The organism is Parabacteroides sp. APC149_11_2_Y6 (assembly GCF_054506995.1).
In genome coordinates this window covers 2445291-2457886 of record NZ_CP173709.1, presented here as the reverse complement: position 1 = coordinate 2457886, position 12596 = coordinate 2445291, and the positions used below count along the sequence as shown (strand labels likewise).

Here is a 12596-nt window from a genome sequence, read left to right as displayed (position 1 = left end):
CTGGACGTACAAATACGTGCAGGGTATTTTATTTTGTCGATGATAACTCCAATGATTTATTTCTTTGTGCCTTTTGCCGGAACATGGCTTATCTCAAAGCGAAAGCCTACAACAATGATGTATTTTTATATCTCTTCCTTTTTCTTATTGATGGTGTCTTATTTGCTGTTTATTTTGAAAGCAAATGATATGATATTTACATATTATGCTTTCTTGGTTACTTTTATCCCGGATATTTTTACATTCTTGTATATATACAAAGAAGACCCTTTGTCTTATCCCCGTGTTGAGGCTGAATTTACCCAACAAGAGAAAGATGAATATCAGGAAACAGTTGTTTCTCCACTTATTTATGGATTACATCTGAGGCTGGTTGAAATGATGGAGAAACAGCAACCCTTTACAAATCCCGATTATAATATCTTGCAGCTAACCAAAGATTTGAATGCCAAGCGAAGTACATTGATAAAAGCCATCCAATATAGCGGATTTACCGGATTCAGTGAATATATCAATCATTTGAGGCTGGAATATTTTAAAGCACAGGCTATTTTATATCCGGGTTTGTCAATCAAGGAACTTATGTATCGTTGTGGTTTTACTTCCCGTTCCAGTTTTTATCGTCGTTTTACTGAAAAAGAAAAAATGTCTCCAACAGAGTATTTGGAAAAAATATCTCAAACCCCTCGTCTATAAGAAATTATTTCTATATTAGTGCCTGTAATTATAATCTTAATATTATGAAGATACGGCAAATTCTGGCACTGACTGATGCGGTGGTTGTATGTGGGGACAGTGATGCAGACCAAGATGTCCAATGTGCATTCGCCAGCGATTTGATGAGCGATGTGTTAACCCTTGACTGTGATGAAGTCCTTTTAATAACAGGTTTATGTAATATGCAGACTATTCGGACCGCAGAGATGGCGGATATTACTTGTATACTTTTTGTCCGTGGAAAGAAAGTAACTCCTGATATGATAGAAGTTGCCGCGGAAAATAATATGGTTTTGATGGAAACCGCTCATTCTCTATATCATACGGTAGGCGAGTTGTATAGCAGAGGGCTTTTACCTGTTTATTAAAGAAGAAGGAGGACATAGCATGCAATTCAAATTCGAATTGGAAGGAGGTAATTTCTCAAAGGCTGGTTATGCTTCCAGCCAAATAAAGAAAGTATTGAAGCAGTTATCCGTCGACCCGCGTATTATCAAACGGGTGGTTGTAGCTCTTTATGAAGCAGAGGTGAATGTTGTAGCCCATGCCTGGCGGGGAACTGTCCTTGTAGATGTGGAAGCTGATAAAATAATAATGCAACTTCAGGACGAGGGTCCGGGTATTCCGGATATCGGACAGGCTATGAAAGAAGGTTATTCGACGGCTTCACCTGCTGTTCGGGAAATGGGTTTCGGCGCCGGTATGGGATTGCCGAATATGAAAAAGAATGTTGACGAATTAAATCTTGAGAGCAAAGTCGGAGTCGGTACGACTGTCCGGATGATGACTTGGTTCTCGAAGCCTGAGGATTAAAATATGGAAAATACAAAATTTTACCATGCATTACAGATAAACAACGAACGTTGTATTGGTTGTACGCATTGTATGAAAGAATGTCCGACCGGAGCCGTGCGGATTAGCGATGGGAAAGCGACGATTCGTAAAGACTGGTGCGTGGACTGTGCCGAATGCATGAAAGTATGCCCGACAGAGGCAATTTATGTGGAGCAGGATGACTTTCAGAAAATATTCGATTATAAAGCCCGGGTTGTGCTGATACCATCTGTCTTTATCGGACAATTCTCTAAATATACTACCGAAGAAGAAATATTCAGTGCTTTGTATGAATTAGGTTTCACACATGTCTATCAGGTAGAGTTTACTGCGGATATGATTCATCGGGAAATGTTGAGGCAGATGGAAAATATGGAAGACCGCCCTGTTATCAGTTCCTTTTGTCCTGCCATTGTCCGGTTGATACAGGTTCGTTTCCCAGCCTTAGTAGATAATATATTATTGGTGAAATCTCCGGTAAATGCAACTGCCACCTATTATCGCAAACAGTTGGAAGAGGAAGGCTACGTCCAGGATGAAATAGGTATGTTTTATGCAACGCCCTGTGCTGCCAAGATTGCGGCATTGAAAGGCGAACAAGGATATTATTCGGCTATTAAAGGGGTTATTAATATGGATACATTATATAATAAGGTATACCATATCCTGAAAAACCGTCCGAAAGGTTATATCCCCGAATGTAAGCTTCCTCCGACACTTACCAAAAAGGAGATGCGGTGGAGCCAGACAGGGGGAGAAGCTAAATATTTTTCCGGTCGTTGCCTTGCTATCGATGAGATACATAATGTAATTGAGTTTCTGGAACGGATGGAGACAACGACGGAAGTACGTAACGTCGATTTTCTTGAACTCCGTGCCTGCGACCGCAGTTGTGCCGGTGGCATCCTGACAGTGGCAAACCGTTTCCTTACTTCCGAGCGTATTATGAAACGTTCTATGAAACGGGAAAAGATGCCGCAGATATATGATATGGAAACAAAAGGAGCTTTGGATTATTTGAAGGAACATATTGCAATTGCCCCGCTTAAGCCTAATCCGAAGTTACCCTATGATGGTAATATTGAAGAAGTTTTGAAGAAAATGGAACAGGTGCGGAAATTAATGTGTTATCTTCCGGGAATCGATTGCGGAGCATGTGGTGCTCCTAATTGTCAGAACCTGGCTGAAGATATTGTTCGGCACGAGGCACAATTCAGTGATTGTGTATTCATGCAGCGCAATATGGAAAAACATGGAAAACTGGATAAGGAACATGCTTTCCGCCTGATAGAGAAAAGATGGGGTAAAGACCGCTTAAATAAAGATTGTTATAAGAAAGGAGCTAAATATGAAGGTCAATGATTTGGTAAATAAATTAAATCTGAAAGTATTCTGCGGAGATTCTGCTTTGGATGTGGAAATAGCGGATGGTTATACTAGTGATTTATTAAGTGATGTGATGGGACATATCGAAGAAGGGATGATATGGATAACGATGCAGACACATCCTAATATTATAGCAGTGGCTACTCTGAAGGAAGTTGCAGGTATCCTGATTGTAAATGGAGCTTTACCTGCTGAAGAGACTTTACAGAAGGCAAATGCGGAGGGTGTTGCACTATTAGGAACTGATATGTCTGCTTTTGAAGCAACCGGAAAAATCTATCAACTCTTACAACAGAAATGAATTCTTACCGGGCGGACCTGCATATTCATACTTGCCTTTCTCCTTGCGGAAGTTTGGAAATGAGTCCTTCGGCAATAGTAGAAATGGCTCTTGCCCGTGGGCTCGATGCGATTGCTATTACCGACCATAACAGTACGCTCCAATGTCCTGAAGTACAGAAGTTGGGAGCAAAAGCTGGATTAACAGTCTTTGCCGGGGCCGAAGTAACCACGCTTGAAGAGGCTCATTGCATCGCTTTATTTCCTACAGATGAAGCACGGTCCGCTTTCCAGTCGTATATAGACAAACATCTGCCTCCAATATTGAATAACCCGGAACGCTTTGGCGACCAGGTATGGGTAAATAGCCGGAATGAAATTATGGGCGAAGCCCCTTATCTGCTTATTTCCGCATTGGACCAGAGTGTCGACCAGATCGCAGTAACTGTAAAAGGGTTAGGAGGGATATTTACAGCCGCCCATGTTGAACGCCCTTCTTTCAGCTTAATAGGGCAATTAGGCTTTATCGACCCTTCATTACCTTTGGATGGCATCGAATTTAACCATCCCGAACGTTATGAGAAACTACTGTCCGTTCATCCATATCTCCGGAATTATACGCAATATACTGCTTCCGATGCACATTATCCGGAACAGATAGGTTGCCGGTATTCTTTCTGGCAAACGGAAAAGCTTTCTTTTGAGAACCTGCTTATGGCTTTCCGGAGAGAAAGCGGCCATTCGATATATACGGTTTAAGTTTAAGATAATACTGATAATTATGGATAACCTGTCTTTCCACCTGACTGATATTACCGGCAACAGTGTTCGTGCCGGAGCTTCCGATATACTTATTTATATAGAAGAGAAGCAGGATAAAATAACCATGCATATTGCAGATAACGGTTGTGGCATGAATGCGGAAACAGTCGCACATGTTACCGACCCGTTTTATACCACCCGTACCACCCGCAGAGTAGGCTTGGGGCTCCCTTTCCTGAAACAGAATGCGGATCAGACAGGTGGTTTCATGTCTATTAAATCGGAAGTAGGAAAGGGCACGGATATCGAAGCCGTTTTTATAGCTTCCCATATTGACTGTCCGCCCTGGGGAGATTTACCGGGCACTATTGCGATGCTTATTACCGGCAATCCGGACGTGAATATCCGTTTTATCTATGAAGCGAATGATGTTTCATTTGCAATCAGTACGGAAGCAATAAAAGAAGTCATGGACGGCATTCCTGTCAGCCACCCGAAAGTGATGCTTTTGGTAAAAGACATGATAGCCGGAAATATAGGGAAGTAGAGGCTTACGATTTTTTGTGCCCGGTTTTCTGCTTATAGTATTTGTAGCGCTCCATCACTTCCCGTACATAATTGAATGTTTCCGAGCCACGGAGATAACCGTGTTTGCAGACCGGGTCATTATAATATTCTGGGTCGTTTTTGAGGCGGATATATTCGGATACATTATCATCCCATATATTCGGATTCTTACCATACTTTTTCGCAAGCCGTTGTGCATCATAAATATGTCCGATACCTGCATTATAAGACGCTAATGTGAATTTGATTTTTTCTACAGGGTCGGTTATGTCATTAAAGCCCTGGCGAAACTTTCGTAAACAATCCACTCCGGTCCGGATGCCCGTATCCGGCTCTTTCAGCTCGTGGGGAGTAACTCCTAAAGCTTTGGCTGTATTCGGCATAATTCCCATCAGGCCTTCTGCTCCGGCCCAGGAAACTACATTCGGATTGAACCGCGATTCCTGATAGGCAATGGATGCCAGGAGCTGCCAGTCCCATCCTATATTCTTTGCGTATTTGCGGAACAGGTCGTCGTATGGGGATATATGCCCGTTTTTAACTTCCGACAGTTCAGCCGAGAAGGGTTGCTTGCTCAATTCAAAATACCGTTTGGTCAGCGCCTTGTAAATATGATTCCCCGTTTTGTCCGATGCCCACTCGTTAATAGCCTTGGCAAGTTCCGGGCTGGTATTGCGTACCACCCAGGAAGAACGTTGCAGGAAGCTTATTTTTAGGGAGACATTGATATTCCAGAAATACGTTTTATTCAACCGGGCGATATTTTCGTCACTGATAGTATAGGGTATTTGACCTTGTGATACCATACTGATTAAGTCTTCCGAAGTAATGGTATCTTGTGGCATCTCATGGATGTGTATGCCGCCACCCAGTTCTACGTCCAGGTTTTTCAACCGTTCGTAGTATTTGGTTCCGGGTTTTACATATATATCTTTGCCCAACAATTGGGTGACATCCGTAAGTAAGGTATCCCCTTTATTGGAGCGTTGTATCAGCACCTGGCTGTCTTGCTCTTCCCGTCCGCAATAGATTACTTTTTCTTTTAGCTTGTTGTTTAAAGGAATAGGGAAGGCTACCACATCTGCATCACCAGCTTCAAGCATTTCAACCAGTCGGGTTGCATTCTCGGCTACTTTAATATTCAGTTTTAGCCCTTGGGAACGGGCAAAATCTTTGATAAGATCGTACTCGTAACCCATCGGCTGCATTTTGTATTGGAAATAGGAAGTGGAGCTGTATAATGTAACAGCTGTTATTTCCCCTTGTGCTTTGAGTTGCGGAAGGTCGGTGACAACTATATCTTCCTCCTCTTGTTCGGTCTGTTTGGAGGTAGTGTTACAACTGCCCGACAACAACAGGGGAAATAAAAGAAGGAAGATATGTTTATACATAAAACTATTTGTTAGGAGCGTTTTTGAAGTAATACTACATTCTCCACATGATGGGTATGAGGGAACATATCTACCGGCTGAACCTTTTTTACTGCATATTTGGCATTCAATAAACTTAAATCGCGTGCCTGGGTAGCCGGGTTACAGCTTACATAAACAATACGTTCCGGTTCAGCGAACAGAATCGTATTGATTACATCATCGTGCATGCCCGCACGTGGCGGGTCTGTAATGATAACATCCGGACGTCCGTGTTGGTTGATAAACTCGGCAGTCAATATATCTTTCATATCACCTGCATAGAAAAGCGTATTCTCTATGCCATTCAGCGAGGAGTTTACTTTAGCATCTTCAATAGCTTCCGGCACATATTCGATACCGATTACCTTTTTTGCCTGGCGGGAAACGAAATTGGCAATAGTGCCTGTTCCCGTATATAGGTCGTAAACCAGCTCGTTTCCGGTAAGTCCGGCAAACTCGCGGGCTATCTTATATAATACATATGCCTGTTCGCTATTAGTCTGGTAAAAAGATTTCGGACCTACTTTGAATTTTAAGCCTTCCATTTCTTCTATGATATGGTCTTTGCCACGGAATACCAAAACTTCCTGGTCTGTAATCGTATCGTTGCATTTGCCATTGATTACATATAGCAGGGATGTGATTTCCGGAAATTGTTCTGCAACATGTAAAAGGAGCGCTTCGCGGCGTTCTTTATCTTCTTCGTAGAAAACAACAACCACCATCAAATCGCCCGTAGAAGCCGTACGAATCATTAAGGTACGGATAAAACCTTCCTGATTGCGCAAGTCGAAGAACGGATAGCCTTCATGACTCAGGCAATACTCTTTAATACATAAACGGATACGGTTGGAAATATCGTTCTGCAACCAGCATTTATTGATGTCGAGCACCTTGTCGAACATTCCCGGGATATGGAAACCGACCCCATTCATACAATCGAATTGTTCGCCGGAACGAACCTGTTCATCCGTCAGCCACTTCTTATTAGAGAAAGTAAACTCCAGTTTGTTACGGTAGAAAGTCGTGTGTTCGGAACCTTTAATCGGGAGAATTTCTTCCATCTCGATTTTTCCGATGCGGGTCAGGTTATCGATTACCTGTTTATGTTTATATCCGATTTGTTCTTCGTAAGGAAGATGTTGCCATTTGCAACCGCCACATACACCGAAATGTTCGCAGAAAGGAACCGCTCTCTTAGGAGAGTATTCATGAAAATATACGGCTTTGCCTTCTGCATAACTGTGTTTCTTGCGTGTTAGCTGGATATCAACCACGTCACCGGGAGCCACATAAGGTACAAATACTACCATATCATTCACCCGCGCAATCGCCTTTCCTTCGGCGGCTACATCTGTTATCGTTACCTTTTCCAGTAAAGGCAACTGCTTCTTATTTCTTGCCAATGTCTTTGATTTTATATGATTCGCCCGGCAAAATTACGGACAATTCTCCTAAGAAAAAAAGGTTTGCCTAAAATGATGCTAAACTTTTACTGTACAGGGTAAAGCGGATTTCCTTTTTCGTCTACTTCTGTCCATTCCTTAATGCTTACATTGGGAAAATCAATCGTATTTTCGTTGATTAAAGCTTTGAATAAATAAGAGTTTCCGGCTTTTAGTGCGCTGTCGGGTAGAGGTATCTCCACGGTATAGGTGCGGGAGGTACTTTCATTATCCACCATCAGTTCGAGCGTGAGAAGCATTTGGTGGGTCGTTTCGGCAGGTAGCATAATGTATTGGCAGGTAAACTGGTTGATACCCATCTTGTCGGAAACCGGGTCGATTGAATGTGCCGGCGTAATTATTCCGGTAGACAATTCCATACTGGCTCCCACTTCCGGTGGAGTAATCATGGCGGATACTAATTTATTCAGCGTAATATTCGTACCGGCTGCAACACTTACTACTACCTGGCTTGCTGCATGTTGGTAGGTGATCGGTATCATGATTTGGGAACTTGTAACATCCAGTTGCGTATTATGCCACCATAGGTAATCGATTCCATTAAATAACGGTTCCGATTGTCCGTTCTTAAATGAGGGAGGTATTTGCGAGAAGTTATCGGATACGGCATAGAAATTATACAGCCCGTTATCCAGATACATTTTATATCCGTCCACACCGCTCAGTACACCCGGTGATGAGGTAACATATAAACCTTCTGCTACAGGAGTTGCATTTTTTGTGGAAGATTCGGATGTATAAGCAAACATCCGGCTTTGTATCCCCTTTATCATGGGAGACATGGAACGGGTAAACAGGTTTCTTCCTTCAACGGAAGCATTGAAAGCGACAAGGGTACTTCCCGAATGGTTCCCGGAATTGTTTTTATCACTGCCGGCATCCAGGATAATTGTGTTTTTGCTACAGCCTGAAAAAAGAAGGACGGCTGTTAGGCAGACTACGGTTTTAGCGGCTTTAAGTAACTGATTATTCATGACAAACTACTTTTTAGTTATACGTTTACTTAATACATTCGAGGGGGTAGTTTGGTTCAAAAAGTAGTTGTTAAGAGGGTTGTTTTAACACATCTTCATCCACCCGTGCAGATTGTCGCCAACTACCCGGAACATAGTTTTTACTATGTTCCGGGTAGTAAAAAAGATCTGCGCAGATAGTAAACACAATCTGCGCAGGTAATTATAGCTATGTTTCTTATAAAGGTTATTAGCCACCGGATAACCTTCTGTTTATCTTAAGGCTTCCACTTCTTCTGTACGAATGGGTATTTTCTTCCCTAACAAACGGGCGCCGTTTTCAGTGATCAGGTAATCTTCTTCATTACGGATACCGCCGAAATCTTTGTAAGTAAAGAGCTTTTCGTAATTGATAAATTCGGTGAACTTGTTCTGGCTTCTCCATAAATCCATCAATTCGGGGATAAAATAGATGCCCGGTTCGATAGTTAATACAAAGCCTGTTTCCAGTTTACGTCCCAAACGGAGTGATTTACGTCCGAACTGCGTGCTCTTCGGTTGTCCGCCATAACCAACATACATTTCACCCAGGTTTTCCATATCGTGAACATCCAAGCCCATCATATGTCCGAGCCCGCAAGGCATGAACATGGCGTGTGCCCCGGCTTTTACAGCTTCCATCGGATCGCCTTTTACGAAGCCCAGCCCTTTTAGTCCTTCCATAATTACTTTGCAGGATAATTCATAAACATCAACAAACGGTACACCTGGACGGAGGGCTGCTACAGCGGCTTCGTGGCTGGCAACCTGAATATCATAAATTTCTTTCTGGCGGGGAGTAAATCTTGAATCGGCAGGAATGGTAGACGACATATCTCCCGCATATCCCATTTCCGTTTCGGCACCGGCATCCAACAACAGCATATCGCCGCTCTTAATCATATTACTATGATCATGGTTATGTAATGTCTGGCCGTTGATGGTAGCAATGATAGGGAAGGACAGTTCGTAATTGTTAGCAAAAGCCACTTCGGCAACGGCTGCCGCTACATCGCTTTCGCGAATACCCGGACGTACCGTGCGCATAGCGGCAAGGTGCATGTCGGCAGTAACGATACAAGCCTTTTCGATTTCGGCAATTTCTTCCGCACTTTTATAATTACGTTGGTTTACAACACCCATGATGAATGGTACGGAAGGCTTTTCCATACCCGGAGCGATGCCCAGCCATGCGAGCAATTTAATCTGATGTTCTGCACGGTAAGTAGGCAAATAATGGATGGTTTGTCCCTTTTGTTGTGCATTTTTCAGGTAGGTTTCGATTTCCTTGAAAGGACGGACTTCGGAGATACCTGCTGCTTCGCTCTTTTCCTTCAAGGTAGGTTGCGTACCCATCCAAACGATAGCATCGATAGTCAGTTCGTCGCCAAAGATAATTTCACGGTCGTTGTCTATATCAATGATGGCGGACAGGCCGGCATAGGGCAGTCCGAAAAAATACAAGAAAGTGGAATCCTGGCGGAAATGATAGGTATTGTCTGCATAGTTCATACCCGATTCGTCGTTTCCCAGGAATAGAAGCAAACCGGAACCGATGGTTTGTTTCAATTTAGCCCTGCGGGCCATATAAGTTTCTTTTGCGAACATAATAATAGATTTTTGTTTAGTTATTGCCAAAGATAGAGATAAAAAACGAATGATGGAACAGTAAAACAAAAGATAGTCTTATTGTCCGGTTTTATTATTCTGAATTTTTGTATTCTGATTTATTATTTTACATTTGTATAAGTTTTGATATGTTTAAAAATCAAAGGCTTTGAATGTGTATGTAATATACATATTATTAATCTATTTGGGTAGAAAACAAGGGATAAATGGAACAAAATGAAACCACTTCTCGGCAGGAAGGCGACATTTCTTTTGATAAAGAAATATCTGAATTAATCTATGAACGGATTTTGTTTGCGGAGAGTACGTATGCTCGTTTACCTATAAGCGTTGAGGTTTATGATTCAAAGGGTGTTTTGCGTAGTATAAACGACCATGCTTTGAAGATGTACGGTGTAGATGACCGGAATACCGTATTAAATAAAGTCAACCTTTTTAACAGCCCTTATGTGGATGACGAACTTTTAGCAAAAATACTGAAAGGGGATGATATCACGCTGGAGTTTGAATATGATTTTGACCAAATAAAAAAAGACGCTTATTATGAAAGCAATAATAAGGATTCGATGATTTATGAAGTCAAAATTGTTGCCATATGGAATAAAGCCGGGAAGATTATCGGTCATATGTTGCTTTCAAATGATGTGACTGCTATAAGGGAGGTTGAATATCGTACGGAAGAAAGCAAGAAAAACCTGGAAATGGCGATGGATGCCGCGAATATGTCTTCGTGGGTATATGATATTCATAAGGAGGTGTTTAAACCTTTATATGGGGAGCCTATCGTGAAAGGTTCAATGACATTGAATGAACTGAAGGATAGGTTGCATCCACAGGATCGTTCTTTGCTGGAACAAACCTTTTCGCAACTGATAAATCAGGAAATTCAATACGGACATGTCACTTTACGTTGTTATGACAATCGGGAGGGGCTGTATCGCTATTATGAAAGCCGGATGCGTCTGTCTACTGAACATTTAGGTAAATTGCAGATTGTCGGAACCGAATTGGATGTAACGGAAAGAATGCAAATCGCCAAGGAAGCACAAGATTTGGCTACCAAGCGTGAACTGGCTATGAAAGTCAGCAATATTGTCCACTGGGATTTTGATGTTTGGACGCAACGGTTCGAATCATATAATGATCCTCTCAACAATTATGTCGATGGCAAACTATTAACGATTTCCGAATACTTGAATGCTATTTATCCCGAGGACCGTTCCTTTTTCAAAGATGCAATACAAGCCATGCTGGCGGGTAAAGATGAAACTATCAATTTTACTTGCCGTATGCAGACTAAATATGATAAAACCTGGCAATATTGTGATTTCACGTGCGTCCCTTTCGAAAAAGACGAAAACGGGCATATTATACGTTTTACAGGTTTCAGGCAGAATATCCCTAAACTCCAGCAATTGAACCGCGAACTGAAAGAAAGGAATAATAAGATTGAACTTTCTTTTAAAACCATCGGTATGTCCTATTGGGATTTTGATGTGAAGAGCCAGCAATTCAAAGCATTCAATGATTCGGTAAATGATTTTGACCCGGAGAAGACAATTTATCCTCAAGACTATATGGACGTCGCCCATCCGGATGATATGGATACGGTTCGGAAATGCCTCGGACATATGTTGCAAGGCATCGATAAGGATTTTAATTTTAAATACCGTTCGAAAACCAGATGGGATGAAGAGTGGCAGACTTTGTTGGTTACCGGGATTCAGGTAGAAAGCGATAAAGACGGACGCATTACCCGTTATACGGGAATTACGATTAATAATACAAAATGGGAAAAAGTTATCCAGGAGTTGCAGGTACTAAAAGACAAAGCCGAACTTTCCGACCGGCTTAAATCCGCTTTCCTTGCCAATATGAGCCATGAGATACGTACCCCGTTGAATGCAATCATAGGATTCTCCGAATTATTGGCCGAAAGTGACGACCGGGAGGAGCAGATGGAATACATGAATATTATCAAGTCCAATAACGAGCTGTTGTTACGGTTGATTAATGATATTCTGGATCTTTCTAAAATCGAATCCGGCAGCCTTGAACGGCGAAGTGAGAAATTCAATCTTGACAAAGTGGCTAATGAGTTATATTTGACAATCCGGCCGAAAATTGCAAATGCAGATGTTAAATTTATACAGAACAGTCCGGTAAAGGACTGCAGCGTTTTTCTGGACAGAAGCCGCCTGAAACAGGTATGGATGAACTTTCTTACCAATGCAGTAAAATATACCTCTTCCGGGTATATAAAAATGGGATATCTTATCGAAGGAAAGGGGATACGAATCTATGTGGAGGATTCCGGCATAGGCATTCCTAAAGAATTACATGGCAAAGTATTTGAGCGTTTCCAGAAATTCAATGATTTTGTGCAGGGAACGGGACTTGGTTTAGCTATATCCAAGGCGATAGCCGAAGCCGCAGGTGGAAAAGTCGGTTTTTCTTCAGAGGCTGGAGTAGGTTCTACTTTCTGGGCATGGTTTCCCTGTGAAGTCAATTTATAACTGATTAATTTTGGATTCATAGTTATGGTTTTCTGA

At 42.0% G+C, this 12596-nt stretch carries 12 protein-coding genes; 8 read left to right on the top strand and 4 right to left on the bottom strand.

The annotated features are described in order from the left end of the window. Positions 1-189 precede the first annotated feature (189 nt). Genes ACGE0T_RS09970 through ACGE0T_RS09940 form a run of 7 tightly spaced genes read left to right on the top strand, consistent with a single transcriptional unit; the run spans position 190 to position 4525 of the window. Entirely contained in the window at positions 190-696 is a 507-nt protein-coding gene (locus tag ACGE0T_RS09970; protein WP_459190312.1) for an AraC family transcriptional regulator, read from the top strand. Positions 697-740: 44 nt separating this feature from the next. Then, positions 741-1085 carry a hypothetical protein gene (locus tag ACGE0T_RS09965; RefSeq protein ID WP_459190311.1) on the top strand — a complete coding sequence of 115 codons (345 nt, stop codon included), beginning with the start codon at positions 741-743 and terminating at the stop codon, positions 1083-1085. A gap of 19 nt (positions 1086-1104) precedes the next feature. Next, positions 1105-1530: an ATP-binding protein gene (locus ACGE0T_RS09960; protein ID WP_459190310.1), complete on the top strand. Its 426-nt coding sequence runs from the start codon at positions 1105-1107 to the stop codon at positions 1528-1530. 3 nt (positions 1531-1533) lie between these two features. Then, entirely contained in the window at positions 1534-2913 is a 1380-nt protein-coding gene (locus ACGE0T_RS09955) for a [Fe-Fe] hydrogenase large subunit C-terminal domain-containing protein (protein ID WP_459190309.1), read from the top strand. After that, entirely contained in the window at positions 2900-3238 is a 339-nt protein-coding gene (locus ACGE0T_RS09950; RefSeq protein WP_459190308.1) for a DRTGG domain-containing protein, read from the top strand. The genes ACGE0T_RS09955 and ACGE0T_RS09950 overlap by 14 nt, the downstream gene beginning before the upstream one ends. Further along, the gene (locus ACGE0T_RS09945) at positions 3235-3975 is read left to right on the top strand and encodes a PHP domain-containing protein (RefSeq protein WP_459190307.1); all 741 of its coding nucleotides are present in this window, start codon (positions 3235-3237) and stop codon (positions 3973-3975) included. The genes ACGE0T_RS09950 and ACGE0T_RS09945 overlap by 4 nt, the downstream gene beginning before the upstream one ends. Positions 3976-3997: 22 nt before the next feature. Beyond that, complete coding sequence (locus ACGE0T_RS09940) at positions 3998-4525, top strand: ATP-binding protein (RefSeq protein WP_459190306.1); 528 nt, start codon at positions 3998-4000, stop codon at positions 4523-4525. A 4-nt stretch (positions 4526-4529) separates the two neighbouring features. On the opposite strand, the gene ACGE0T_RS09935 is transcribed toward ACGE0T_RS09940, so the two are convergent. The 4 genes from ACGE0T_RS09935 to ACGE0T_RS09920 form a co-directional block, all read right to left on the bottom strand. After that, a complete protein-coding gene (locus tag ACGE0T_RS09935) occupies positions 4530-5936 on the bottom strand; it encodes an MltF family protein (RefSeq protein WP_459190305.1) in 1407 nt (468 codons plus the stop codon). Between the two features lie 11 nt (positions 5937-5947). After that, complete coding sequence (gene rlmD, locus ACGE0T_RS09930; RefSeq protein ID WP_459190304.1) at positions 5948-7363, bottom strand: 23S rRNA (uracil(1939)-C(5))-methyltransferase RlmD; 1416 nt, start codon at positions 7361-7363, stop codon at positions 5948-5950. Positions 7364-7449: 86 nt separating this feature from the next. Next, positions 7450-8397, bottom strand: a complete 948-nt coding sequence (locus tag ACGE0T_RS09925; protein ID WP_459190303.1) for a fimbrillin family protein — start codon at positions 8395-8397, stop codon at positions 7450-7452. 252 nt (positions 8398-8649) lie between these two features. Next, positions 8650-10023 (bottom strand): aminopeptidase P family protein, encoded by a 1374-nt coding sequence (locus tag ACGE0T_RS09920; protein ID WP_459190302.1) that lies wholly within the window; start codon positions 10021-10023, stop codon positions 8650-8652. Between the two features lie 227 nt (positions 10024-10250). Here ACGE0T_RS09920 and ACGE0T_RS09915 point away from each other — a divergent pair, with 227 nt between their 5' ends. After that, positions 10251-12560: a PAS domain-containing sensor histidine kinase gene (locus ACGE0T_RS09915; RefSeq protein WP_459190301.1), complete on the top strand. Its 2310-nt coding sequence runs from the start codon at positions 10251-10253 to the stop codon at positions 12558-12560. The last annotated feature ends 36 nt before the right edge of the window (positions 12561-12596 follow it).